At 42.8% G+C, this 26529-nt stretch carries 21 protein-coding genes and 1 other RNA gene; 6 read left to right on the top strand and 16 right to left on the bottom strand.

What is annotated here, in order from left to right; genetic code table 11:
* Positions 1–587: 587 nt before the first annotated feature.
* Both N473_RS23760 and N473_RS26810 read left to right on the top strand, forming a co-directional pair.
* The gene (locus N473_RS23760) at positions 588–1319 is read left to right on the top strand and encodes a sulfite exporter TauE/SafE family protein (RefSeq protein WP_063370103.1); all 732 of its coding nucleotides are present in this window, start codon (positions 588–590) and stop codon (positions 1317–1319) included.
* A 29-nt stretch (positions 1320–1348) separates the two neighbouring features.
* On the top strand, positions 1349–2086 hold the full coding sequence (locus N473_RS26810) for a helix-turn-helix transcriptional regulator (protein WP_081221409.1): 738 nt from the start codon (positions 1349–1351) through the stop codon (positions 2084–2086).
* 21 nt (positions 2087–2107) lie between these two features.
* On the opposite strand, the gene trpS is transcribed toward N473_RS26810, so the two are convergent.
* From trpS to rsmI, 14 genes are all read right to left on the bottom strand, one after another.
* Positions 2108–3109: a tryptophan--tRNA ligase gene (trpS, locus tag N473_RS23750; protein WP_063370102.1), complete on the bottom strand. Its 1002-nt coding sequence runs from the start codon at positions 3107–3109 to the stop codon at positions 2108–2110.
* Positions 3110–3145: 36 nt separating this feature from the next.
* Entirely contained in the window at positions 3146–4333 is a 1188-nt protein-coding gene (locus N473_RS23745) for an aromatic amino acid transaminase (protein WP_063370101.1), read from the bottom strand.
* 25 nt (positions 4334–4358) lie between these two features.
* The gene (locus N473_RS23740) at positions 4359–4757 is read right to left on the bottom strand and encodes a VOC family protein (RefSeq protein WP_063370100.1); all 399 of its coding nucleotides are present in this window, start codon (positions 4755–4757) and stop codon (positions 4359–4361) included.
* Between the two features lie 14 nt (positions 4758–4771).
* Positions 4772–5485, bottom strand: coding sequence for a class I SAM-dependent methyltransferase (locus N473_RS23735; protein ID WP_063370099.1), 714 nt, complete (start codon positions 5483–5485; stop codon positions 4772–4774).
* A 34-nt stretch (positions 5486–5519) separates the two neighbouring features.
* Complete coding sequence (locus tag N473_RS23730; protein WP_063370098.1) at positions 5520–6437, bottom strand: hypothetical protein; 918 nt, start codon at positions 6435–6437, stop codon at positions 5520–5522.
* A 19-nt stretch (positions 6438–6456) separates the two neighbouring features.
* The gene (locus tag N473_RS23725; protein ID WP_063370097.1) at positions 6457–7785 is read right to left on the bottom strand and encodes a phenylacetate--CoA ligase family protein; all 1329 of its coding nucleotides are present in this window, start codon (positions 7783–7785) and stop codon (positions 6457–6459) included.
* A complete protein-coding gene (locus N473_RS23720) occupies positions 7782–8957 on the bottom strand; it encodes an NAD(P)-dependent oxidoreductase (protein WP_063370096.1) in 1176 nt (391 codons plus the stop codon). Before N473_RS23720 ends, N473_RS23725 begins: the two co-directional genes overlap by 4 nt.
* 1 nt (position 8958) lies before the next feature.
* Positions 8959–9918, bottom strand: a complete 960-nt coding sequence (locus N473_RS23715) for a class I SAM-dependent methyltransferase (protein WP_063370095.1) — start codon at positions 9916–9918, stop codon at positions 8959–8961.
* Positions 9905–10855 carry a 2-hydroxyacid dehydrogenase gene (locus tag N473_RS23710; RefSeq protein ID WP_063370094.1) on the bottom strand — a complete coding sequence of 317 codons (951 nt, stop codon included), beginning with the start codon at positions 10853–10855 and terminating at the stop codon, positions 9905–9907. Before N473_RS23710 ends, N473_RS23715 begins: the two co-directional genes overlap by 14 nt.
* 1 nt (position 10856) lies before the next feature.
* Positions 10857–12002, bottom strand: coding sequence for a pyridoxal phosphate-dependent aminotransferase (locus N473_RS23705; RefSeq protein ID WP_063370093.1), 1146 nt, complete (start codon positions 12000–12002; stop codon positions 10857–10859).
* Between the two features lie 26 nt (positions 12003–12028).
* On the bottom strand, positions 12029–12637 hold the full coding sequence (locus N473_RS23700; protein ID WP_039608189.1) for an acyl-homoserine-lactone synthase: 609 nt from the start codon (positions 12635–12637) through the stop codon (positions 12029–12031).
* Between the two features lie 451 nt (positions 12638–13088).
* Positions 13089–20258, bottom strand: coding sequence for a LamG-like jellyroll fold domain-containing protein (locus N473_RS23695; protein WP_063370092.1), 7170 nt, complete (start codon positions 20256–20258; stop codon positions 13089–13091).
* 359 nt (positions 20259–20617) lie between these two features.
* Positions 20618–20978: RNase P RNA component class A (gene rnpB / locus N473_RS23690), an RNA gene on the bottom strand.
* A 46-nt stretch (positions 20979–21024) separates the two neighbouring features.
* Complete coding sequence (gene rsmI / locus N473_RS23685) at positions 21025–21885, bottom strand: 16S rRNA (cytidine(1402)-2'-O)-methyltransferase (protein ID WP_063370091.1); 861 nt, start codon at positions 21883–21885, stop codon at positions 21025–21027.
* A gap of 62 nt (positions 21886–21947) precedes the next feature.
* On the opposite strand from rsmI, the gene N473_RS23680 reads away from it, so the two are divergent.
* Genes N473_RS23680 through dolP form a run of 4 tightly spaced genes read left to right on the top strand, consistent with a single transcriptional unit; the run spans position 21948 to position 25394 of the window.
* The gene (locus tag N473_RS23680) at positions 21948–23822 is read left to right on the top strand and encodes a penicillin-binding protein activator (RefSeq protein ID WP_063370236.1); all 1875 of its coding nucleotides are present in this window, start codon (positions 21948–21950) and stop codon (positions 23820–23822) included.
* Positions 23823–23874: 52 nt separating this feature from the next.
* Entirely contained in the window at positions 23875–24240 is a 366-nt protein-coding gene (locus N473_RS23675; protein ID WP_063370090.1) for a YraN family protein, read from the top strand.
* Between the two features lies 1 nt (position 24241).
* The gene (locus N473_RS23670) at positions 24242–24826 is read left to right on the top strand and encodes an SIS domain-containing protein (protein WP_039608185.1); all 585 of its coding nucleotides are present in this window, start codon (positions 24242–24244) and stop codon (positions 24824–24826) included.
* A gap of 1 nt (position 24827) precedes the next feature.
* Positions 24828–25394, top strand: coding sequence for a division/outer membrane stress-associated lipid-binding lipoprotein (dolP, locus tag N473_RS23665; protein ID WP_063370089.1), 567 nt, complete (start codon positions 24828–24830; stop codon positions 25392–25394).
* Positions 25395–25435: 41 nt separating this feature from the next.
* On the opposite strand, the gene N473_RS23660 is transcribed toward dolP, so the two are convergent.
* Positions 25436–25888 carry a ClpXP protease specificity-enhancing factor gene (locus N473_RS23660; RefSeq protein ID WP_063370088.1) on the bottom strand — a complete coding sequence of 151 codons (453 nt, stop codon included), beginning with the start codon at positions 25886–25888 and terminating at the stop codon, positions 25436–25438.
* Positions 25888–26511, bottom strand: a complete 624-nt coding sequence (gene sspA / locus N473_RS23655; protein WP_039608182.1) for a stringent starvation protein SspA — start codon at positions 26509–26511, stop codon at positions 25888–25890. The genes N473_RS23660 and sspA overlap by 1 nt, the downstream gene beginning before the upstream one ends.
* Between the last annotated feature and the right edge of the window lie 18 nt (positions 26512–26529).

The following is a 26529-nucleotide window of genomic DNA, read 5'->3' as shown; positions in this document are numbered from 1 at the left end:
TAATAGGTCAGATTAGTTACATACATTTTTCAAAAACTATTCGAAATTATGAAGTTAAAAATACCAGCCACCTAAAAGCACATACCTTGATTCATGGATAATTCATTATGAGTCGATGCAATTTGGAGAGATGTCTCTACTGACTTTAATGCATACCATCTCATTTAAATAATTAATTTACGAATTGGAATTAATAGAGCTGATTTATTGAATAAATAAAACGATTTTTTATGGGAAGTTGTGCCTTTTTGAAATAAAGACCAGATTATTTCTAGCCTAATTATTATGTGAAAAAATCTATCAATCGATAAAGTATTAAAATTATTCGTGCTGGGTGTAAATAAAAATCATGTAAAATCAATAGAGTATAAAACCTATAAAAAAAAGATAAGGTTCAAGCCGTTTTCCACGTGCCTGACTAATGGACACTTCATACCTATTACGGTAATTTATAACTCATTACCGTCCACTCAAACACTATAGTAAGACGGCATATCACATGTTTCTCTAGGTGAATTACCCTCAATAAATACCTGAGAATATTTATTTTTTTCAAATAAACGCATTGTAAGGATTGGAATGCTTTTATGGATTTAAGCGTCGTTGATATTATTCTCATTACCTTAATTATGGCAACAGGCTCATTTTTGCAAGCCTCTGCCGGTTTTGGCTCCGGACTGGTCGCGATCCCATTACTGGGCTTTATCGAGCCCAAATTAATACCTGGTCCACTCCTCTTTGCTTACTTATTTCTTACCATCTTTATGGCGCATAAAGAAAGAGCACACTTGAGCACCTTCCATATTCGCAATACCGGTGTAGGACTGTTAATCGGAACACTAATAGGTACACTTGTATTACTTAATATAAACAGCCAAGCCTTCCCTACCATTGCTTCGATACTTGTGCTATTTGGTGTCGTGTTAAGTTTTATGAGCAGCTCTTTTGCATTGACTCGGTTGAATATTTGTTCAAGCGGCTTAGTTGCTGGTGTGATGAGCACCTTAGCAGGCCTCAGCGGACCACCATTGGCACTCCTTTTACAATTTCAAAGTGCCCCATTTGTAAGAGCTAACCTTGCCGTCGCGTTTGTATTCTCGTCTTTGCTCTCTATCGCTGCACTGGCGTTGACTGGACATTTTTCAACAATGTCACTGTATTTAGGCCTATGTTTAGTACCGGGTATGTACCTAGGTTACTTTTTTGGTCAGCCTGTATCACGGTTAATTAACCAAAAGCAAAGTCGGTATACAATATTAGTGATTTCGACCTTGAGCGCGCTTTCACTCATGTACAAAGAGATGGTTAATTTCATCTAGTTACCAAATCTCAATTAGAAGTATTTAAAATGGTTATGCAGAGTACCTTCGAAATTATTGAGCAGTTAAAGACTGCATCCACATTAGAAGACGTCAAAGAGCTTTTGAGCCGCCTCCTAGACATCATTGAATATGATTACTTCTTAATCGGCCTTATTATGCCACAATCGATTACGCGTTCTGATGTACTTATTCTAGATAATTACCCCCAGAGTTGGCGGCAATATTATGATGATACAGGGCTTGTTAAAGTCGATCCGATAGTCCGTTATTCTATGGATAATTACTTGCCAATTATCTGGTCTCATTTAGAAAAAGATAAGCGTTACTCGAAACAAGAACTACAAGTGATAAAAAAAGCCCATGAAGCGGGTTTACAGTCTGGGTTCAGTATCCCCTTTCATAACAATTTAGGAGAATTTGGCATGATAAGCTTTGCACTGAAAAATCAGCAAAGTGACAGTGTGTCAAAATTTAATAGGGCACTTCCCCTTGTTCAACTCATTGTGCCAGCTTTGCAAGATGCGTTAAAACGCATCGACTCAAAACCTTCCGTCAGTGATACCACTTTGACCAAAAGAGAAACAGAGTGCTTGACTTGGGCAGCTGAAGGCAAAAGTAGCTGGGAAATTTCAAAAATCCTCTGCTGCTCAGAGCGTACCGTCTTATTCCATTTACAAAACGCTGGCGCAAAACTCAATGCAAATAATCGCTACCAGACGATTTCTAAAGCCATCATATCCGGTGCACTGAATTTATCCGTTTAACTTTAATCGGCCATCATGCACTTACTTTAATAAATTCAATCCAAATGCCTGCTTAACATCGTACAGTACCTCATTGGTTTTGACGACGCCCTGTGCAGTGCCTCGTGATAAGATGTCAATCAACATCGCTTTGTCTGCTAAGAAGCGACTGCGACGTTCACGGATCGGTCGTAACGTTTCTTGTAAGCACTCTTCTAAAATTGACTTTACTTTATTATCGCCTAGACCACCTCGCATGTAATGCGCTTTTAACCCTTGTACTAACTCAATATCTGGGTGAAATGCGTCTAGGTAAGTAAACACCACATTCCCTTCTATTTTACCGGGATCAGCGACTCGCAAGTGGGTCGGATCTGTGTACATCATTTTAACCGTTGCGCTGATCTCGTCCTCTGTTGCACCTAACGTGAGTGCATTCCCCAATGATTTAGACATTTTTGATTTACCATCTGCACCGGGTAGTCGTGCTACATTACTTAACCGAGGGGCACACTCAACCAATATATCCTTACCCGCTACTCGGTTTACTTTTCTGACAATCTCATTGGTTTGCTCAATCATAGGCAGTTGGTCATCACCAACCGGTACACTATCCGCTCTAAATGCGGTTATATCCGCCGCCTGACTAATTGGGTAAGTCAAAAATCCAGCAGGAATAGATTGCCCAAACTGTTTACTGGCGATTTCCGCTTTAACCGTAGGATTGCGCTCTAACCTAGATACCGTCACCAAATTTGCATAGTACATTGTCAATTCTGCCAATGCCGGTAACGCCGATTGTAGGCAGATCGTTGTCTTCTCAGGATCTATCCCCACAGCAAGGTAATCAGCCAATACATTTAAAATATTTTTTGACACCTTAGATGGGTTTAACCCATTGTCTGTTAACCCTTGCAGATCCGCGATCAATACATATTGTTGATTATGCGCTTGTAAGTCGACACGCTGCTTCAGTGAACCTACATAGTGACCTAAGTGTAACGGACCCGTCGCCCTATCTCCTGTAAGAATGGTGTGTGACATTCCTATCTTTCCTTATTCAAAGCGTATATTGCACAACTAATTGGTGTTTGCTACTTGGTTAATCGCGGATGCTAAATAGCCACATTGAGATAACCCAACACCCGCAAGATTTATTCTGCCACCAGCTACAATGTAAACACCAAATTCTGATTTTAATCGCTCAATTTGCTCTATATTCAATGTCGTTAGCGAAAATAATCCGCTTTGCTGTTTGATATAGTCAAACTGTGTATTGCCCAGCTCATTCAGCGATAAGACAAGCTTTAACCGCAGCAACTTCAACCTATCTCTCATCTCGCCAAGCTCTTGCTGCCACAGACTGAATAACTGCTGATCACCAAGGATCTCAGCAACAATAGCTGCACCATGATCAGGCGGCATGGCATAGGAGCAGCCCGCTATCTGTAACAAGTGTTTCTTAATAAGCTCTGATCGAGTTGTACTGCTACCAACAGCAATCGCACATCCAGTACGCTCTCGATATAATCCCATATTTTTTGAGTAGGATACCGAGATAAACGCATTCTCTAGATGATTAACCAGCAACCGCAGCCCAGTAATATCTTCAGAGATCCCCTCACCAAATCCTTGGTACGCGAGATCAATTAAAGGCATAAACCCTTTTCGATGAGCCAGTTCAGCTAAGGCTTGCCACTGCTCCAATGTGATATCTGCACCCGTTGGGTTGTGACAACATCCATGTATTAAAACGAGATCATGAGCACTCGCGTCGCTCAATGCTGCTAACATCGCAGGCTCATCTACTGTTTGGGTCAACGGATCGAGATAAGGATAATAAATCACCTCAACCCCGACAGCTGCCGCGGTTAAAGGATGGTTTGGGAAGGTCTCTTTAGGTAACCATATCCTCGCCTGTGGACAAAGCTGTTTCGCCAGCTCAACAAACAGCCTAAGCGCCCCACTGCCACCTGGCGTCTGCAAAGCACTTGCTCGGTCAAATGCACCACTACCGCCAAGAATCAAGTGTTTGGTCGCTTCATTAAACGCCTGATTTCCAGCAAGCCCTAAATAAGCTTTTGAGTGTTGTGAATCCAGAAGCGCCGCTTGAGCTTTACTCACCGCTGACATAATTGGGGTATTACCTGTTTCATCCTTGTATACACCAATACCTAACTCTATTTTCTCAGGCCTTGGGTCTTGACTAAATTCAACCATTAACTTCATGATTGGATCCTGCCCAATCTCTTTTAAGTTGCTCAACATTCGACGCTCCTTCTTAGCCTTACTGCTATTGATTCACTTGTTCTACAAATCGGATTAAATATCCATCTGGATCGCGAAATATCACTTGATTCACACTGGCTACCCCATCAAGTACACGATATTCAATGGTTTCAGTTTCAAGAAATATGTCCTCAGACGGCGAAGAACAATCAAGATCATCCAAGCTCTCAACCTTAAACGCGATGTTCATACCATTGCCAAACGGCGTATCATTGCCATGGCTCATCCAAGCGGTTTCGCCAAGTTGCTGCAACATCAGTTGAATATCGTTTTTATACAAAAAGAAAAAGCCTTGCTCCTCACGTTCAAACAACACTTTAAAGCCAAGCTTGTGAGTATAAAAAGACAAGCTGCTATCGATGTCCCGACAAACCAACTCAGGGATCGTATTATTAAATTCCATGACTTATTCCCCGATTATTTTACTTTTATGCCTTCAACAATTAAAAATTGCGCTTTATCTTGATTGTCACCAAAGGCAGGGCAGTGCTCAACGCACTTGATATGGGAAAATCCTGCGCGACTGAAAGCGTTTAAATAATACTGAGTCGGCCAATAAACATCTTCAAGTTCTAACGTACCGTGATCAGTCTGCAATTCAGTTGTCATTTTCTCACCTGCAGAATAAACTCGGCCAGCGTCTCCATTACGCAAAAAATCAAATTGAACACCGGTGTATGCCGGGTTCATTGTCAACATGGTAAATTTTGCTCCAGGCTTTAACACCCGATAAATTTCTTCGCAGATTGCTATCTGCTCATCATGTGATGGGATCTGCATTAATACATAACAAGAAACAACCCCATCGATACTGTTACTTTCAGCAAATGCGAGTTTATTTTCTCCTACTTGGTAAAAGGACAGATCTTTATTTGTATACTCATTTTCACAGTGATTGATCATTTCTTGAGAGATATCTACACCGGTGATCTTTTGCTTATATTCCTCAGCAAGGTATGCGGCAAAAAAACCTGGACCACAACCATAATCAATAATATGGCCTCGCTTATTGAGTGCATCTTGTTGTGATGAAATCACCCCTAAATATCCCATTTCAATCCATTCTACAGCCGTTGTATGCTTAGAATATTCTGAGACTGAGTCGCCTGACTCTAGGTTTTCGTGGATCATAATTCATTCCTTTTGGATAACTTTGACTAATTGCTTAACGGTTGTTCTTCGTCGCGAGATTTAACTTATTGAGTACTTGTTGATTACTGTTGTAGGCAGCAGCCAACGTCTCTTCATTACTAATTTCAGCCTCAATTAAACTGATCAGCGGGTTATCGCCCGATAGGCTTGCATGAGGTAGCACATCACAGTGCACATTTAAGTGGCAGATGAATGCGCGTAATCCATAAAGAGCGCCCAGATTCCAGTACAAGTCTGAGTACTGTGTTAAACGCTTTACAGTTCCTTTGAGCTCTACCACATTAATACAGTCGACATCCTGTCCGACACGTACAAATGACTCATAGTGTGCAGAGTTAAAACACGCTAGATCAGCACTAAGTAAGTCAACTTGCTGATCATTGAGGAGTAAACAACATGCCAAAACGGCTTGTTTATAAATAACAATCAACTCACACAACCAAAGTGTGAGCTGCTCATGACTAAAACCACAGGATTGCTGGAAACACGCATATTGAAAGATGCTATGCTCCATCGTTGATCGATGTATATAAGTAAGTGGCTCAGAGTAACGCTGAGGGAGCAGATATTCGCCATGTTCAATAATATGATGGTATACCATGCCCCGTAATGCATAACGAAGTAAGTTACCGGTCTGTTGAGGATCTAGACCAAAAGCACCTATATGAGTATCTACTTCCAGCAACAATTCATGCATCCATAAGGATTGCTCATCCGCATTCCCTATCTGATGCAATTGTTGCTGAAAACGTTCATCCAATAACGTCAATGCATTGATCACATCAGCAAACTTTTTTTGAGGCAGCGCTTTTATTACCTCATCAACATACCCAATACGTGGGTGTCTATGAAAATTATCCTTGAGCTTGTTGACCAGGTTTTCTTGGATCTCTTGATCAATTTCACAAGCGGCTTGGTAAAAATACAACATACTCGGCAACTCCGCTCATTTAAAGATTTGAAATTATTTGGTTACGCTTTCCGCGCGGAGTAATTTTAATGTCATCAACAAACCGAACGGTAACATCAAAGTTATTGTGCAATAGGCTATTTATCTCACTGGCAATATCACCTTTAATTTGATCAGTCATTTTGCTCGTCGGAATACAATCAAAATACACATTGTCTAGTGTATCTTGGATCAACTGCCACGATGCCAGATGTTCCCCGTATTTCATTAATCGTGTATAGCCGACATCCAACAGGTAACCTGGGGAGTATTCCTTACCTTCACGGGTTTTAAACTTAGAATTGCTGCGTCCTTTAAAGTCGCCAATTTGTCTGAATATGCGGCCACAAGCACAAGGTTCGTCTTCCGGTTTTAACTGGATCATGTCACCTTGACGATAACGTATAATCGGCATCGCCCAGTTATATAGATTGGTCGCAATGAGCTCGCCCAATTCGTCATCTTCAATCACTTGATCATGCTCATCAACCACTTCTACAATGTTGATATCTTCCCAAATATGATAACCACCGTGACGACACTGTGCAGCTACCGTACCCGCAAGCTCTTCAGAACCATATTCGTCCAAAACAGGGACGCCAAAAATCTCACTCCACTGATCACGCTCTTGTTGTAGAGACATTTCTGATTTCACATTAATACATTTCAAATTAGTGCGAATGGCCTCAATATCGTCTTGATTCAAACCTGTCAAAATATCTTTCAGTTTGGATGGGTAAAGTGTCAACATATGTGGTTTTGATGCCACCAGCTTTTCGCGAGAGTCTTCTACACTATCTAGGGTCCAAATATGCGTCAGAGGAAAGCGCCCTTCTGGTAGTGAAGCAAATGGATAAACACCAGTGTAAACATAAGTTTGACGATAGTGTTCTGGGTAGCCATCCATCATCATGTGATAGATCCGATAGGCAGTAACAACACGCTCAATCATGGTATCGTCGCTATAAGCTACACGCACAACCTTACCACTTGACCCACCGGTGATAGCCGTTTGTACATTGTCTAGGGAGTAGCCCTCAGCCAGGCTGTTATGAGGGAAGTTATCTATCAAATCATCTTTTTCAATGATGGGAAGTTTGGCAATATCCTTAACCCCCTTGATCTGATCAATGTCTACACCATGACGGTCATATTTAGCGCGATACATGGGCACATTGTTATATGCGTGGCGTACCATTTTGACAAACTTTTCATCTTTTAGTTTATTCAGTTCATCACGATTAAGCGTCTGATTATGTTTTAATTCTTGCCATATTTTGTAGCCATCAACGGATAGCTTTTCTAATTCTTCGGTCGTGAAATCTCTCATTTTTTCTCAATTCCTTTATGTTGATAGATAGCAGCTAAATAACGGCCTATATGTTTTGTCGTTAATTCTGAATTTGAGGTGTGCCGTAATGCCAAGGCGTGCCAGTGGTTGAGATTACATAGCGAGTGATCGATTTGCCTGTCGCCATCAACAGCACCACAGCTAAACTCAAAATGATTCAGGACGTTTTGACTAAAATAGCCGCGGCTACTGATAAACGAGCGAGGATCTATGCTTTGATCATACTGACCACGCTGCCATTCAATGGCTAACAGTAATTCAATCATGTCCTTAGTTACTTGATTGCCAAGCGATCCCAAAGAAATCACACTGATCCCGGCCGATTGCTCGTGCAGGGCCATATCTTGCGTTAGCGACTCGAGTAGCTGCGCACTGTGTGAAGATTGATTGATCCCCGCTCGGCACATTTGAGTGATACAGTCTTGCTCAAAACACGTTGAAAAAAGTGAATTAAGTGTAGATCTTGCAACATCTTCTTTGGTGATGAAGCCAAACTGACTCGGATGAGCGCAAAGCTCCAACTCAGTACGGGTGTAGACAGTGCTATCTCCACAGCCAATAATATGTGCCTCGTCAGTGGCTTCATACCCTATCAAAGCCCTTGGGATGGTCAGTCCGACAGAGGCATGCGCACTTTCATGTAAATTAATCAGCAGTTGATGCAGTGCACCATTAAAATAAATTTTCCACAATAACAGGTCTCCGCCACTGATCGTCGATAATCCATGTCGGTAAGGACAGCTGACTCCCAAACCACCCGCACCACCGCTCGACACCTTTTGAATACGCTTTACCCCGTGTTCAAATGCCGCTTTTAAGCAATTAAAGTACGCAAACATCATTTCTGAGGCCTGTTCGAGCGACGTATTTTTAAATATTGGCACCAAGATATTGCCAATCGGTAAGCAATCAATAATGTAATCCGGTTTTAGCGCTTCAATTAGCGCCGATAGTCTGTCAAAACCTTCATTGCAGAAGATGTCAAAATGAATGATATCAACGCCATCTTCTTGACCTAGCTCTTTTGTCAGCGCTGTGCGCCTTTGCATAGACTTACAGTGCAGCGTTAACTTTTCCACACTATGATCCATCAACAGCCTTTGCGCACAGGCCTGTCCGACCTCCCCACATCCCAGTATCAGCACATTCATATCATGCAACCTTGCATATCCACACATAACTGTTATCAACAGCGAGTGGGATCTCTTTGGTAATACTTAACCGGCTATTGTCAAAAATAGACATATAATCTGCACGAGTGCGAGGGATCAATCCTTGAAGTCGGTGAATATAATCAAACCCCTTTGAAAATATGTTATTAATTTCATTTGGCTTTTCACCAGTGACCGTATCAAAAATAACGATGTACTTTAGATTTGGGAAAATTTCACGATAGTTGCTCAGCAAGCGCTCTAATCGTTCATTTGGCTCAATATGGTGTGTGAAGAAAGTAAACATAATGGCTTCAATGTCTTCATGTTGACCTTCAATTTTGGTGATATCTTGCTGTTTAAACTCCACACCGTCGACCCCTGATTTGGCCAGGTTTTGGTTCGCCAATGCAACCGCATTAGCATCCATATCCATACCTATCCCTTTCAAACCAAAGTTTCGACACAGCTTGATTAATCGCAGTCCAGCGCCACATCCCATGTCACACAATGTGCCCGTTAAGTCTAATTCAGCAACGACTTGGTCTAGTTGCTTATCAATGAACGATGAGCCAATTTCCGCGGAGTGTTTTGCAACACTGCCACCATCATAAGGGATGCGATCGAGCTCCCCATCAAACATACGCTCTTGTTCACTGAGTAAATCACGATAGGCATACAGCCAAAGTTTAAATATCGGGACTTTCTTTTTAATCTTTTCCCGACTGACCAATAATTGGTATTGCTCTTGCTGCGCTGAAAAAATACCGCCTTCACACAGAGAATTGAGAATTGCGTCTAAATACGACCCTTTATCTTTATATACTTCTTTCAATAGATGTTCACTGACACGGTCATTGTCATCTAGGTGCTCAAAGAGCCCTATATGCTCTGCAAGCATTAAAGCTTTACTGGTAATACAACCAGAAAATGCAATATCAAGATTGTCATACGCGCCCATGGCGACTCCTTTCATGTTGTTTAATATTGTCCACCGCTTTGGCCAGCAAAGCCTGTATTGCTTCTCGCGATTGCGCAGCAATATGAGTCGTTGCCATAAATACCGAGGGCTCTAACGACAACAACCCATACTGATCATTTGCAACGCCGGGCGTGTCTAGCCACTCTTGGTAATACCCATCCATGTATGCGGAGCGAATTGTTTTTGTTGTCAGCGCATTCCTCAGCGCTGTCGGACAAATGACGTGTGGGGAGCTGAAGCACAGTAGGTCCAGCTCTTGATTGGCATTAGCCAAAACGTTTTCATCAATCAGCGATTGAGTTGTCTCATTGAACGTCACACTGACGACCACTAAATCACAGGTGCTCATGAGTTCCGGTAACGCTAAAAATTCAAGTCGATGGGTATCATGTAATGCTTCTTTAGGAGAGCTTGCATGATAGTAAACAGGCTGATCACTCACGGTGCGTATCAGCGCGAGTAAAGCACGATTAATGTTCCCAAGCCCGATCAACCCGATTTTCGACCCCGCAAGCTCTCTGTAAGGAGTTTGAAACCACGTGCCTGCTTGCATCTTTTGCCATGAAAAATGAAACCGGCTGTTCCTCATTATCATGGTGGCAAAAGCAAACTGAGCCACCGTCTGGGCATTGAGCTTAGGGGTATTCATCACCTTAACCCCGTTCTCAGAAGCAGCTTTAAGATCGATAAAACTACTCGTGCCAGTGCCAAGCACCACCACCAACTCAAGCACTTGAGCAGCACTTAAAAACTGCGCTGAACAATGCTCAGGACCACCGATAATGTAATAATGACTATCCACCAGCGCATCGATGATCTGTTGCTCATCTTTTGGCTCTTTGAGGTGACAAATTTGGCAATCTAACTGCGTTAATTGAGTGATATCAACATCGCCAGTAACAAGTAGCTTTTTCATATCACTTTTCCAAGATTCGGGTTACAGCTTCTTTTAGCTTGCCAACCCCTTCATAGAATTCCGCATCAGGTTTCATCAGAGAAACTCGGATAAACTGCGTGTGCTGCGATTTTGAATTCCAATAGAAGAAGCGCCCTGGTAACACGGCAATATCATGCTCTTTTAGGCGAGCGGCAAAACTGACGTCGTCATACCCTGTTGCACTGATGTCTATCCAACATAGTGGTAGCTGACACTTCTCATCATTGTCAAAAACCTTCAATCCTGTACCCGATAAGGCATCATTAATGGTTTCACTGCGCCTTCTCACTTCATTTTTAATCGTCGCATCAACACCAAACTTGGCTGTGACCGCAATAAACTGCTTAAGCAATGCCAAAGCAAAATTACTGCTACACAGGAAAATCTCTTCATAGAGTAAGCGCATTGTGCTGCTGATGGCCTCTGAATAAACCATCAGGCTGATTTTGAGGTCTTGGGTTGGCCACGTTTTACCTGTATCTTCAATCACAACGTAATCAATGCCAGATTGCTCTAGGATCTGATAGTCATCGAAGTTAGTTTTGCCATAGATTCTGAATGTTCTATCTAACAAAATGGTGATGTTGTGTGCTTTACATTGTTCTACAAGATAAATAAATTCAGACTCAGTCATCTCCAAACCAGTTGGGTTATTCGGATTGACTAGAAACAATGCATCAATGTCGCCACTACTCACTATCTGTGCCAATTGATGTTCATTTTTCAATGCCAACTCATCAAACGCACTAATATCAACACCACGACGCTTCAAAAGTAGATATAAATTATCAAAAGCAGGTTCAATTAATGCGGTACGCTTATTCTCCTTATGGAGCCACGCTGCAACAATATCAATTGAGTTTGACGCAGTCGGACACACACTAAAATGGTTAGTGGAGTGCAATGTCGACGAGTCAATGAGTTCCGCAAATTGGTTTTTAAACGCTTTCTCCATATCTGGAATAGAGTGCTCTTTACCCTCTTGCCAGTAGCGCTGCAAGTTATTAATAATGTCGACATAATGCTCATTAATATCATGGTAAGCATGTCCGTCTGCAAAGTTATAAAGATAACTTAGGCCTTCGACTTCAACTTCAGTCAGACTATCGTAACGATCGGTGTTCATGATGTTTCCTTATCAAATTAATATTGTTAGCTACAGGTTTCATCCTGGACGGCGAGCATAAACTGACGATTCACCTGAATACTGAGCGCAATCGACTTTGTATTGCCAAGTAAATGTACTTTCTGGTCACCTATGCGAGTAAATGGGATCCCAATGCGCTTAAGAATGCGTTCAACTGCAGTTGTGGTTACCGTGACGTATTCCTTGATGCCGTTTTCAATGGCATAGTCATATATGCCTTTGAATAGCTTCATCGTAATACTGCTGCTTTTATTGGTTTCTGATTGAGCAAGACGCTTATCAACAGCAAAGCGGCTCAGCTCGTAAACGGATTCAGAAGCAGGTATGGAGTGGCCTTCAAGTAAAGTAGGAAACGTGTTTTTAAGCATATATCTCCCCAAAGTTGGGAGAATTCGCCAACATCCATAAATCTGCATGCTATTGTCTGTAACGTAGAGATACTGCGCATTCGAATAGTCGTATTCATCAGACTCAAGCTGCAGATCTAACTGCTTGCTAGTATGTAGTTCCCACTTTAGGCGCTTAACAAAAACTTGATAACGCAAACGACAAATTTGCTGATATTCTTCTTGTGGAATTGAATTATAGTTTACACATTTTGTAACGACTCTCATCGGTAGCTCTCCCCTTACGACGTACCGAAATGAGTATAAAAATTCCAAATCATTTTCATACCTGTCAGATCTGACAGGTATTGCAAAAAACCGGATTAGCGTAACTTTAGGAACTGTTCGCAGCAAGTTCGGGGATATTGAAGTGAAAAAAAGACATAATCACACTTAAGGTAAAGCGTTATTACGACTTTAGAGCAGTCGCGCAGATAACGAGGTAATACACCATTTCTGTGTAATACTCCCTGTGCAATGGACATGTTTAACGCCTAACATAGTTATACTGAAGAAGGACTTATCTTGGTAGAGGAGCAGATACATATGAACTTTATGCCCCCAACTCAATAAAACTAAATCACCATAACTCCTGTGCTTAGGTGTGTTCATTTGCGTATATAAAAAAGCCGCGACATTATTAGTATCGCGGCTTTATACACTTTAATTATTTATAAGCTTATTCAAACTCAATGGTCACAACCTGCTTGAGACTATATCCATTGTTGTTATCGTAAACGACATAGCTAAATGAATCGCTGGCGCCATTTGCGCTACCATTTGGCGTATAGGTAAATTCACCTGAATACTCATCGATGACTACCTCACCATAAGCTGGCGCATCAGCGAGTCCAAACGTGTTACCTGACCCACCAGGAAGCTTACCGACAAACGAAACATACTCAGTCGTGGTAAACTTCACATCCAGACCATGATTGACTTCAGCCGCACCAAAAATAGTACCGTTGTATCTATCAACTGCTTTATTTTCGCGGGCTTCTTGCTCGAAGTCATAATAGATTAATAGGTCTTGTTCGCAGCCCAACACCATGTCATCTATACACGCATTAAGCTCATCCTCAGACAGTGCACGCGTCCATACAGCCACATCATCGATCTGGCCTTTGAATGTATTTGATGTCGTATTGGTAGAGCTGTATGCACCAATGCGCAGTGGTACATGGTTGCTCAAATTACGTAGGTTACCCAAGCCATTGCCTGAGCCACCAATTTCACTGCCATTCATATATAGTCTTACCTTGCCACCTTCCCAATCAGCAACAACGGCGACATGATACCAAAGGCCTGTCTTAAACGACCCTGCTGTATATGTCTTTTTACCATTATTGGAAGCGTCGTGATTATATTGCAACTTGTTAGAGCTATTAATTAATAATCTCCAGCCTTTGTAACCTGGCGCTCCACCTATTTTTTTAGCGAAGATGTTACGATTTGTACCATTAGAACCTGGCTCTAAATAGATCCAAGCGGAGGCGGTAAAATTATCACCTGCAAAGTCAATGGAGCCATCGCTTGCATCAGCAATTTGGACATAATCGCCATTACCATCGAGTGTTAAGTACGTATCATATTTTACAATACTAGGGCTGTTCACCAGCGTCATCGTACTTTGACCTGTAAGATCTTCCACTCTCCCATCAACCACAGTATCGAAGTTGTAATAAGACACGAGTCTTGAGTCATTTAACGATGCACTTAGTGCGCGATGAGCTGAAATTGTCTCTTGTGATAAGGCTTGGTTCCAAACTCGGACCTCATCAATTTGACCATTTAGCTTCTTGCTTACACCATCGTTGCCTGAGCCCCAGACAAAGTAAACGTTACTTGGGTCAGCAGCATCAATTTCAGAGATGATCAACTCACCATCTAAATACACAGATAACTGTTGTGTCGGCTGTTCATAACTGATGGCATAGTGTTGCCACTGGCCAACAGTCACTGTTTCTGTTGATTTAAATGTGGTATTCGTTGCTTTAATACGTAAGCGGCCATCAGAGAAAATCCTGATTGCAGCTTTTGACTTATTATCGCTTTCTGTAAAGGTGACTAAGTTTGAGTTGTCATCGGGGTTCAATGCATTCACTTTCACCCATGCTTCAATTGTATAAGAGCTATTTGGATTAAACCCTGAGTTCAGAGTTTGAACCATACTTTGATCCGTGCCATCAAACACGATAGATTGGCCAAAACCATTCATGATAGACAAATCTTTATGGAACGGGCTTTCTACATAGGCCCACTCAGAACATTCAGGGTTACCAAAGTCAGTTCCATCATCAGGGGTAACACAAAATGCCACATAGTTATCTATATCCTCTAATGATAAGGTATAAGATTGAAATAACTCACCCTCAATCACTTGTGCGTCAGTCTCATTACCAGTTGCAGAGCGATACCATTGAAAACGTGTCGCTTCTTCAATGTCCCCGTCAGGATCAGAGTAAGCATAAGTCGCAGATACTGTCGATTTACCAATAAACTCACCCGTTACTGTGACATCCGAGGCAACAGGCACATTATTGTTGTAAGACAATACCGGCTCGCCGCACACGCCGTTAGTATTACACAAGTCAAACGACAGGTGCGTTGTATATGAGTTGTCTGCAAGGGTAACTTCAGTTGGACCACCAAAATCCGTGTCAGAGAACTCAAATACCCACTCACTATCCATTAACGGACCATAGGAGCCTTTTTCGTACTGTATGCCTTGCTTACCCATAAAGTAAGCTTGGGCATCAGTACACACAGCTTCTTGCACGTTGTAAGAAAACTCTAAAAATTTAAACGGCATTTTGTATGACGCTTTCATCTTACTGTTGTTCACGAACTTAGACTCAACATTAACCGTTAATGTCGCGTCAATCATACCGTCGTTGTTTACGTCATGCTCAAGCTCAGGTGTAAAAGTAATGTCTTCCTCTGGGTCAAAATAAATTTCTGTGCCATCTTCTAACACTAAAATCGCTGAAGGTTCAATGTTCAACTCAAAGTCTTGGAATAAATCCAACGTAATACTGACGAAAGTATCTAAGGTACTGAATTTATAACTACGATATAAATCTTCACCCACTGGCGCATAAAAATCGTCAATACATTGCTCAGACGTGCCCTCAACCGCCTCCATACCTGCTTTCGCATGCCATTTGGTCCAATTTGAACCCCAATAGACTTCTTCAGACACCCAATCAATTAAGTCATGATCAGCAAGAAAGCGTAATTTATCTACCTCTAAGTTAATGGCTTTTTCAATGGCTTTTCTGGCACTGTTTGCGACATCAGCAGCTAACGTATCGCGAGTTAGATTTTTGATATATAGCGCAATCTCTTCGTCTGTCGTTTCAGCTCGAACAAAAGAGGTGATCGATGCCAATGGATCGGAGTGATCAGTGCTGATGATTTCAAATCCATCGGTCGCACCTAGATGAGCATACACAACATCTACAAGGTAGTCGCCGTCAACCATACTGGTGTCGTACGTTAGGTTCGAACTGACTTGTCTTGCATGCGCAATGGTCGTTGCTAGCGATAACTCATAGTGGTGCTCTGCAATGAGTTTAGCAATTTCATCATCCGTCAACTCACGCGTTAAATCGTAAACTTCTACACCGTCTTCCAACTCATAACAATCAGCACGATTAAGTGCGTTTGCACAGTTGTCACCATAAATACCAATAGATTCTGACCCAACGGTTTTTTCATATGAGCCATACTCTATTTCAGTTTTGTCGTTTAGATTCGGAAATACTTCCGACTCGAAACTCATAAAGAAGTCTTCAACAATTAACTCAGCTGAGATTTGCACGCCTGGGGAAGACGCCATGAAGTTAGAACCTGGGTCCACTTTAAATTGCGTGGTTAAGTTAACAGGTTGCCCTACTTGAATTTCATCAGGATACTTTAGATCCATCGCAAGCGGGATATCAGCTTCAACCCAACCACCAAAGAGGTCAAGACCACCGACATAATGAATTTTACCGCCAGATTTCACTCTAAACGCAGGCCATGTTACCGCGCCAGTATCTTCATTAGGAAGCGTCCACGTCATCTTAGTTTCCGTTGATGCCCAATCAGGTGAGTTCATACCAAGTAATTCAAGTATTGTATTATCACCCCAATAACTGCCTTCACCACTTGCGTCACCGGAAAAGCTAATAGTCATGGCTTCCATGTCTAATACATCAACGGTAATGTTTGCCACATCCGTGGTGTTGTATTGGTCATAAACGATGACTTCTAAGTTGTACGTAGCGGTGTTCTCAAAGTCTAAACGAGAAATGTCAGGGCTGATGCTCAATACACCGGTTTGTGCATCTAGCACTAAGTCACCATCTGTGTTGCCACTTAGAATTTGGAAAGTCACAAAGTCGCCAACATCATTAGGGTCGGCCAAAATAGTGCCAATCTCAGTACCGCTTGCAGAGGCTTCACTCACAGTGAAAGATTGTGCTTCAATAGTCGGTGCATTGTTAACGGCAATACTCACACCATCTTGCACTAACATGGTTGCAGCACCGGCTGTAAACACTTTATAAGTGATATTGTCGATAACTTGCGTTGTGCCTGAGTCAACCCACTGGTTGTTCGCCGCACCAATGTAGTCATCATCATCGCCTAAAATGCGCAAGTTTGAGTTACTGCTGACACTTTTATTCAGTGTGATTGAGTTTGCACCTGAGCCTCGAATATCAAACACTTCAACATTACGAACGCGAGATGCTTGCGCGGCGAGATTGAGATTAATACCTGCCCCGTCAAAGATTAACGTATCTGTATTACCGCCCCCGTCGATACGGGTAAACGTATTATCAGAAATGTAAATGGTATCTTCACCGGGACCTGCATACACCGCATCTGCCCCTCCATTGGTGCGAATAACATCATCACCGCTTCCCGTTGCAATATTATCTGCCGTTGCTGCACCTGCGATTGTATCATCACCCACAGTGCCCCACAGTGTCACTAAATTGCCATCGCCGTTTAATACATACACTGCACCGGTATTGCTTAAATTGTTTTTATCAGCAGAAGGCGTACCAAATTGAATATCTTTGATGCCATCGCCATTGATGTCGCCGGCGCTGGCGATGAACTGACCTAACTGCTCGCCCCCGTTACCTTCAGAGTAGAAACCTTGTTTTGTCTCAATGATTTCGCTTAGGTAAACAGGATCTGTACCTGCACGCCCATATACGGCATACACACGACCTTTGTTATCTTCTGCAAATGGGTCGCCTATTATGATGTCGTCAAAACCATCACCATTTAAGTCGCCTGCCCCACCTATGGAGCCCAAAATAACCTGCAAATCACTGTGATCAATGTTGGACGCATCGTTATGAATAACAAAGCCGCCGTTGCCTTGAGCAATATCCGCTAAGTTAATTTCATCGGCAACATTTACGCCACCAAATAAGATATACGCACGCGGGTGCTCAATGGCAGAGCAACACCCTGTATCGGTCAGTAACAAGGCGATGTCGTCAACACCATCGGCATTCACGTCACCAACATGAGAGGTGGTAAATGAAGGCAATGTATTTAAGCTTGCACGGCCAAAATCAAAACCATAGTTGCCACTGGCTTCAGGAATGATTTTAATGCCATTTCCACTCGATTTGATGCTGTTGTACTTAATTGATTCACCACCGATACGGCCATATGCCACATAACTGGTGCCGGACGTATCAACATATAAACCGTGGCTCACGATAAAGTCTGTTAAGCCGTCACTGTTAAAATCCCCGGTGGGTAATACTTGCGCACCGTAGTGCCACCCACTAAACAATCTCCTGCTTGGACGAGTGATCGCAAAACCTTGTGTATTGTAGTCTGTTGCAACGTTTGCTAACTGAACCACGTTATTGTCTTTTTTACCGTACACAACATAGGCTAAGTTAGGATCTGCGGTACCATCTTCTAACAAGTCTCTTAATTCAAATGAACCAGTCCCAGCTAAAAAACGCGTGACTGTTTCGCCGATAACAATGTCACCGAGACCATCACCATTCACATCGCCGACAACTAACGTACCACCAGCATAGTCTTCAGTGTAAGCACCATGAATAGCAAACCCGTCATCACTGCCTCCCTCGTTTAAATCAGACAGGGATACATAGTTAGTGTCTGTTTTGCCAAATACAACGTAGGTTGAACCTGAATTCTTACCGTTAGTACCTGCATAAGGCGCACCAACTACTACATCTGATAATCCGTCGCCGTTAATATCAACGCCTCCAGCAACAGCAAAACCTGCGTTGTCGCCAGACTCAGCTCCCATGATCCCAAAACCACGAGTCCCACCGATCACTTCCGTTAGTGATGGGAATGTGCCCGTTGCATCACTGAAAAGAACGTAAGCGGCACCATTATCTTCGTACATAAAGGTGCCATCATTTCGATAAACATCTGCTTGAGGAGAGCCGACAATGATATCGTCAAAACCGTCACCGTTTACATCCCCAGCAGGGGCGACTGACCAACCAGCCCAGTCATCCGCTGCTAGACCATCAATGGATTGCGCATTGTTGTTCAAAGAATCATTAATGTCAGTAACATTAATCGTAACTGGCGTGTCATAATGATTACCCGCGCCATCTGTTGCACGAACTGTCAATGAATACTGGTTATTACCTAGTTCAAAATCTAATTGCGTTTGGTCAGCAACTTTAATGTCACCTTTGATTGCATCAATTGAGAACACACCCGCATCGTTACCAGAGACGATTTCATAGCTATAATGTTCCAGTGGTATATCCCAACGACCCGCCTCAAAGATTTGATAATGCAGTTCAAACTCACCAAAGCGATTTGGTACCACACTTTCGTTATCGCCATGCAAATATCCTTGCAGCATCATAGGCGCAACGAAATTGAAGCGTACCGCCGCATCAACAATGTCTTTGTCGATCCCGACCGCTTGAACGAATACAACTGGGTTATTATAAGATTTCGAAAAAGTGATTGAAAATGGCGCATCACTGCCTGAATCAGCGACTTTGATGACGCCCGTTTCACCCACAATCGCCAAGCTTTCTGTAAATAAAAAGCCAGAGCCTTGCAGTGCGAAGACATTGACGTTTTCAGCTGCATGGGCGTCATCATCTATGTTATCAATGTGCACTTTCACACGGTTTGCAGAGACTTCATCAATCGCCACACCGCTTTGAGAAGTGCCATTGTAGGACGATAAGGAAGTTAAAAGAGTTGGGGTTTCTGTAATAGGCGCACTAAATGCGTGACCATGCACCTGATGTGTCACTGTAGTGCCTGTACTTGAAACTTCAAATGGCTTGTCATTCCAAAGCGCTGAGATGGGCTCAGCAAATGCTATCCAGCCAAGCGTTTCACCCTCACCGGTATTGGTAAAGCTTTGAATAACACTGGTGCCTTTTTTATCGAGCTCAGATTCAAGTACGGCCTCAAAACCCTGCGCACTCACGTTATCTAAGCGGTGGCGCATCAATAATCTATTGTTGTTTTTGCTCGTTAGTCCCGAATAAGAGTAGGTGTTTACTTCATACTCTACTGCATAGTCACTATTGGATTGGATCTGACCAAAAACAATCGGCGCTTGTGTAAAACTTGAGGAGAATGAGATGGGCTCAAATGCTTCACCATTGGTTACCCAGTTTTTAATGTCCGTTTTACCTACTTCCAAGCGCACCGTTTTATCAGATACGCCATCAACAAAACTCACCCGACCTATAGTGGTGTTCGTTTTGGTATTTTCATCAACATGTATTGTTAATGGTGCCATGGCAGCTTGCGCACTATTGGGGACAGTCGTCCCCAAAGTCAGCAAGGCTAGGCACAGTTTAGTCCGCATCATAATATTAATACCCCCTATTAATTGACAGATACAGTTCAATTTAGGGTTTATGACATGCAATTGTGCCAAGAATATGGAACGGATTAAAATATGCGCAAAACATCATTATTTAAAATATAAGTACAATAAAAGTATGAGAAGTACAGCGGTCAAACTGTCCGAATGACGAGAGATGACAGCGTTTTTAAATATGGGTAAAGAACAACCAGAAAAACAAAAGCAAAAATTCAATCTTGGAAGGTACTGAGTGAAGCTGTGGTATTTATAAAATGGAATTTGAGTGCAGCTGTGCGCACAGCGATGAAAAGTCGAGCTTTTAAAATTAGAAAGCCGCTTGAAGGTTCAAGCGGCTACTAAAATATGTGAGTCGGCCTATAAGCCGGGTTCTGTCCCTCTTACGAGGTGATAATCATTCGTCTAGGCCTAAAATCGCTCTTAGGCTCAAGCAACCTACCCGGTTCCGATGTGGGCCACACCATAAGGAACCCTATTTGGTCTTGCTCCGGGTGGAGTTTACCTTGCAACCAACTGTTACCAGTGGCCCGGTGCGCTCTTACCGCACCCTTTCACCCTTACCAACCGAGGTTGGCGGTCTTCTCTCTGCTGCACTTGTCGTGGGCTTTCACCCCCCAGCCGTTAGCTGGCACCCTGCCCTGTGGAGCCCGGACTTTCCTCCCCTTGATCATTTTCGTCACAAGCAGCGATTATCCGGCCAACTCGCGGCGCATTATACCTGTTTCTAGCCTAAAGCACAGCGGATTTTTTGCTATTCTTCTCGTTGTGCAATAATCGCTTTGTATAACGCGTTCTTTTTAAGGCCAAAGTACTCTGCGGCCACACCACACGCTTTTTTGAGTGGCATTTCAGCTTCCAAAAGCGAAATTAGCTTTTGCGCCTCAGGCGTAATTGCCGCTGTCTCTTTACCTTTACCTGGTAAAATAAGCACCAATTCACCACGCTGCCTTTCAGGTTCATCTGTTAGAAAAGCAATTAACTCAGAGACTTCACCACTAAAAAATGTTTCATATGTTTTTGTCAGCTCTTTGGCAAATACCACTTGTTGCTGTTCTCCAAGCGCACTGGCAAGATCATCGAGACTTGCCATAATACGGTGCGTGCTTTCATACATAATACTGGTGATCCCAGACTCAAACGCCTCTTTGAAAAACTGCTGTCTCGCTTGGCTTTTTGCTGGTGTAAAACCAATAAATTGAAATTTATCGGTTGGCAGTCCTGAGCAGCTCACCGCAGCAATGGCAGCGCACGCACCAGGGACTGGTGTCACTTTAGCACCGGCCTCACGACATAAATTCACTACAGCATAACCGGGGTCGCTGATCAAAGGGGTACCCGCATCTGAGACCAACGCAATATCTTTACCTTCATTCAACCAATCTAATATTTGTTGGGCTTTTTGTTTTTCATTATGATCATGCAAAGCAAAGGTTTTTGCTTTAATATTAAAATGGCTCAAAAGCTTGCCTGTATGGCGTGTATCTTCTGCTGCAATTAGATCTACGTCAGCTAAGGTTTTCAGCGCCCGTTCACTAATGTCTTCTAAATTACCAATTGGTGTGGCAACGATGTGCAGGGTGCCAATTTTGTCTAAGGTGTCGGCTTTTGTCATTGAGCTCTCCAAGATCAGTCAGTAAGATATTCACATACAAGGTGATGAGTGAAGGTATACGCGTGCAACTGAAAAAATTAAGTCTAGTAGTGGCTGTATTGTCCGGTTTATCGGCCTGTGGCACAACCCCTAAAAACAAGCAACCGACGACAAACCCGCAGACACAAGTGGCAACCGTGCAACCGACTGAGAATATGGACGCCAGTTCACTGTATACGCTTGCTCTATCAAAACAAGGCGCAAACAGAATTCAGGTACTGTATAGTGCAAGAGAAGCCGCAATCATAGAGCAAAACTGGTCTATGCTGGAGCAGATCTGTTTTGAATTAGAGTCCAAAGCCAGCGTTGATCATGTGCAAAATAAACTCTACATCGCGTTTGCCCAAAAAGAACAAGGGAAATATCAAAGCGCGCACACTATATTAACGCATGTCAGCGACCAGCTTCGTCTTGCGGAACATAAAGGGTGGCATCAATACCTCAAAGGCAGTATTTTTGCCTCTCAAAAACTCCCCAAAAAAGCCCTCGTTCACTATTTTAAAAGCGCCGATATCGCACAGCAGAACAGGCTCAACATTACAGGTTTAAATCAAGATATCTGGGCTGCATTACAACAATTGTCCTCCTATGCATTAGAACGCTTTGATCGTGGGTCAGTCATTCAACAAGGCTGGGTGAAGCTCGCCAAATATCATCAAGTTTATTTAGGCTCCACGGTGCAATTACACCAAGCCATGAATAACTGGCAAAGACGCTATAAAAATCACCCTGGCAGTTTTATCATTCCTAATGAAGTCAAATCGACACTTAACTTAGCGCCTTATCAAGCGACTAAACTCGCTATTTTACTACCCCAATCAGGCAGTAGCGAACGGCTAGGCGCCGCTTTAAAAAATGGTTTTTTGGCAGCAATGGACAAGAGCCAAATTGAAGAGATCTATTTCATCGATGAAATGGATAGTACCGAGCTCATTGATAGAGAACTGCAAAAAGTCCAAGCCGATTTTATTATCGGCCCTCTATTAAAAAGTAATATTGTCAAAGTAAAGTCTAGTCCTTTGGTTGCGCAATCGTCAGCTATCTTTCTTAATGAGGTGGACCCACAAGAAGCGGAACGCATTCACCAGGAACATTATTATTTTGCGCTCAACCCAGAACATGAAGTCGAGCAAGCCATGGTGCACTTTTTAGCTAAAGGATTTCAAAAACCCATGCTACTAGCACCCAATACCCCATCAGGACAACGCTTAATATCATACTTTAATGCCCAGTGGCAACGCTTTAGCAAAACGGAGCCAGAGAGCGGCTTTTACAACAACAGTGAAGACATGGTCGACGTGATCACTGAGCTACTTGAAGTTGATCGCTCAAAAGCCAGAATTAAAGAGGTTAAAAGCTTATTCCGTAGTGAAGTCGAGAGCGAAACGCGCTCAAGAAGAGATATAGATGCGATATACATTTTAGGCGACGCAATCGAAACCCGCTTACTAAAGCCATACTTAGATGTAAACGTCAGTACATTTGCCGAGCGGATCCCACTTTATGCGAGTTCACGCAGTTATAGTAAGCAAATCGATAAAACTGACAAAGGAGATTTAGAAGGGCTTTACTTTACCGAGTTACCTTGGATGCTGCCTGACGCAATTAACGAGCGTAATTTAAGAGATACCTACGCTCGCCTTTGGCCTGAACAAGCAGACATAGAACAGCGCTTATTTGCAATGGCCCATGATGCGCTCAACTTAATTCCAGAGCTAAAACAACTCAGCAGAATACCAGGTAAGGAGTTCGATGGTTTAACCGGTGCATTAAGTATCAAAGAAGCCAATCAAATACACCGCAAATTGAGTTGGGGGCAATATCATAAAAACAGGATCCGTTTGGTTAGTTTAGATGAGCGCCCTCCGACCCCCTTATTCATGCAAGAGGTTGAATAACCGATTTTAGATTTGAAAAGTCTCAATGGCTGCCAAGCTCAAGGAAAAAACGATGCTAAAAAGGATTTTTACCAACACCAGAAAGAAAGGTCAGTATTTTGAAGAAGTCGCTGAGCATTATCTAACAGAACAAGGCCTAACGCCAATAGCACGCAATTACTTGTGCCGTTATGGAGAAATTGATTTAATCATGAAAGATACTCACACTTGGGTATTTGTTGAGGTGAAATATCGTAAAAGCCAGCAATTTGGCGGCGCTATAAATACACTTTCACATCAAAAGCAACAACGTCTAAGGCGAAGTATATATCAATACATGCAAGATTTTACCTTGCATAATGTAGCGCTGCGCGTAGACTTTGTTGCAATACAGGGGGATACCCCACATACGATACAGTGGATAAAGAACGTTTTTTAATATGCAAGAATCTATCAAAGCCATCTTTACCGAGAGTATTCAAGCGCAAATCGCAGCAGGAGAAGCACTGCCAGAGCAATTAGAAACAGCAGCATATGTGATTTCTCAAACATTGATCAATGGTAATAAATTGATCTGCTGTGGTGTACCAAGTAGCCATATGCTTGCTGAACATTTTGCCAGTTTACTTATTAATTTCTATGAAACTGAGCGGCCATGCTTGCCCGCATTGACTCTCAGCCAATCCAACATCAATTTGAGTGGACAGGCAGCGAGTGGCCAGACAGAGCTATTCGCTCGACAAATTCGCGCGGTAGCGCAAGAAGGTGACTTGCTTTTTGCCATAGCACTCAATGGGAATGAAAAAGAGGTGATCAGCGCGGTTGAAGCTGCATTAACAAAAGACCTTAAAATCATCGCACTCACCGGCAATGATGGCGGTGAGCTGACAGGCTTACTTGGCCCCAATGACGTCGAGATCAGAGTCCCAAGTAAGCGTGCAAGCCGAATACTGGAATCTCACATGTTTACAGTGCACTGCCTAAGCCAACTTATTGACAATATCTTATTTCCTCAGGATGCTTAAAATGCTGTTAAAACCCATCTTGTTACTCGTTACACTCTCTTTATTGCAAGGCTGTGCAGCTGCTGTTGTCGCCGGGACTGCAGGCGCGGTGTCTGCCGCCAATGATCGACGCACCATAGGCTCGCAAATAGATGACAACAGCATCGAAATAAAAGCCACAATTGCGCTGAAGAAAATTCAACGACTGGCAAAACATGCCAACATTAATGTGGTCAGTGTCAATGGCACTGTTTTGCTGACAGGCCAAGTTGCAAATGCAGAAATGAAAGTGGAAGCGAACAATGCGGTCAGCTCGGTGATTGGTGTTAAAAAGCTATTTAATCAAATTCGGATCGGCAGCAATATTGGTTTAGCGACAAAAGGTCACGATACGTGGTTGACCTCCAAGGTCAAAACTCAATTGCTGGCGAATGATGATGTGAATGGCAGCAATATTAAGGTTGTCACTGAAAATTCAGAAGTCTTTTTAATGGGCATGGTTGCGCCTAAAGAAGCAGATAAAGCCGTTGAGATCGCAAGAAATATCCACGGTGTGGAAAAGGTCATTAAAGCGTTTGAATACCTTTAATACATGCGTGTAAATAAAAAACCTGCAAATGCAGGTTTTTTTTATTTGATAACACGTAAATGTGCGCCCTTTTTAGGCTTACCTTCAACTGGTGGCTTCTGCGCCTCAGTTTCTGGGGTTTCTTCAACTTCTGGAATTGCCTCATCCGCAGAGTCATACGCTTCTTCTTCGTATTCCTCCTCAATGCTAGGCTCTGAGAAAATAGTTCCTTCACCATTTTCACGGGCATATATCGCCAAAACAGCATCAACAGGGACATATACCTGCATAGGCTGGCCAGAAAAACGCGCACTGAAACTCAGCGCGTCGTTATCCATATTGAAGTTATTCGCCGCACTTGGGCTCACATTAAGCACAATCTGTCCATCCTGTACAAACTGGACGGGCACCTGCACGTGAGGAAAGTTGGCATTAACTACTATGTGTGGCGTGCACTGGTTGTCCACGATCCACTCATAGAACGCCCTTAATAAATAAGGTCGATTAGATGTCATTAGCTGCGGATCTCGCGCTCAACATCTGTCAAAGATGCTTGGAAAGACTCTCGCTCAAACAAACGAAGCATGTAATCTTTAAGCTCACCTGCGCCACTACCTGACAGCTCAATACCTAGCTGAGGTAAACGCCATAATAGAGGTGCCATGAAGCAATCTACTAAGCTAAACTCTTCACTCATAAAATAAGGCGCTTCGCCAAAGATAGGAGCAACTGCAAGTAAAGCTTCAGTTAATTCTTTACGCGCATTTTCAGCATCATTGCCTGATAAAATTTTCTCAGCAAGGCTGTACCAGTCGCTTTCAATACGATGCATCATCAAACGACTACGGCCACGCATAACTGGATAAACTGGCATTAATGGTGGATGCGGGAAACGCTCATCCAAATATTCCATAATGATATTAGCTTGATACAAGCCTAGTTCACGATCGATCAAAGTCGGAACTGTACCATATGGGTTAATTTCATGTAGCGCTTCTGGCAAGTTATCCTTTTCAGCCAGATGAATATCAACACTTACACCTTTTTCTGCTAAAACGATACGAACCTGATGGCTATACATACAGTTTGCACCAGAAAAAAGAGTCATAACTGGGCGCTTATTGGCAGCTACGGCCATGCCTACCTCCATAAATTA

The organism is Pseudoalteromonas luteoviolacea CPMOR-1, from assembly GCF_001625685.1.
In the GTDB taxonomy this organism is placed as follows: domain Bacteria; phylum Pseudomonadota; class Gammaproteobacteria; order Enterobacterales; family Alteromonadaceae; genus Pseudoalteromonas; species Pseudoalteromonas luteoviolacea_K.
This window is presented reverse-complemented; position numbering and strand designations above follow the sequence as displayed.

Coding starts and splice junctions, on each gene's coding strand:
- N473_RS23760 (WP_063370103.1), top strand. CDS start 588: ATGGATTTAAGCGTCGTTGATATTATTCTCATTACCTTAATTATGGCA.
- N473_RS26810 (WP_081221409.1), top strand. CDS start 1,349: ATGGTTATGCAGAGTACCTTCGAAATTATTGAGCAGTTAAAGACTGCA.
- trpS (WP_063370102.1), bottom strand. CDS start 3,109: ATGTCACACACCATTCTTACAGGAGATAGGGCGACGGGTCCGTTACAC.
- N473_RS23745 (WP_063370101.1), bottom strand. CDS start 4,333: ATGTTGAGCAACTTAAAAGAGATTGGGCAGGATCCAATCATGAAGTTA.
- N473_RS23740 (WP_063370100.1), bottom strand. CDS start 4,757: ATGGAATTTAATAATACGATCCCTGAGTTGGTTTGTCGGGACATCGAT.
- N473_RS23735 (WP_063370099.1), bottom strand. CDS start 5,485: ATGATCCACGAAAACCTAGAGTCAGGCGACTCAGTCTCAGAATATTCT.
- N473_RS23730 (WP_063370098.1), bottom strand. CDS start 6,437: ATGTTGTATTTTTACCAAGCCGCTTGTGAAATTGATCAAGAGATCCAA.
- N473_RS23725 (WP_063370097.1), bottom strand. CDS start 7,785: ATGAGAGATTTCACGACCGAAGAATTAGAAAAGCTATCCGTTGATGGC.
- N473_RS23720 (WP_063370096.1), bottom strand. CDS start 8,957: ATGAATGTGCTGATACTGGGATGTGGGGAGGTCGGACAGGCCTGTGCG.
- N473_RS23715 (WP_063370095.1), bottom strand. CDS start 9,918: ATGGGCGCGTATGACAATCTTGATATTGCATTTTCTGGTTGTATTACC.
- N473_RS23710 (WP_063370094.1), bottom strand. CDS start 10,855: ATGAAAAAGCTACTTGTTACTGGCGATGTTGATATCACTCAATTAACG.
- N473_RS23705 (WP_063370093.1), bottom strand. CDS start 12,002: ATGAACACCGATCGTTACGATAGTCTGACTGAAGTTGAAGTCGAAGGC.
- N473_RS23700 (WP_039608189.1), bottom strand. CDS start 12,637: ATGAGAGTCGTTACAAAATGTGTAAACTATAATTCAATTCCACAAGAA.
- N473_RS23695 (WP_063370092.1), bottom strand. CDS start 20,258: ATGATGCGGACTAAACTGTGCCTAGCCTTGCTGACTTTGGGGACGACT.
- rsmI (WP_063370091.1), bottom strand. CDS start 21,885: ATGACAAAAGCCGACACCTTAGACAAAATTGGCACCCTGCACATCGTT.
- N473_RS23675 (WP_063370090.1), top strand. CDS start 23,875: ATGCTAAAAAGGATTTTTACCAACACCAGAAAGAAAGGTCAGTATTTT.
- N473_RS23670 (WP_039608185.1), top strand. CDS start 24,242: ATGCAAGAATCTATCAAAGCCATCTTTACCGAGAGTATTCAAGCGCAA.
- dolP (WP_063370089.1), top strand. CDS start 24,828: ATGCTGTTAAAACCCATCTTGTTACTCGTTACACTCTCTTTATTGCAA.
- N473_RS23660 (WP_063370088.1), bottom strand. CDS start 25,888: ATGACATCTAATCGACCTTATTTATTAAGGGCGTTCTATGAGTGGATC.
- sspA (WP_039608182.1), bottom strand. CDS start 26,511: ATGGCCGTAGCTGCCAATAAGCGCCCAGTTATGACTCTTTTTTCTGGT.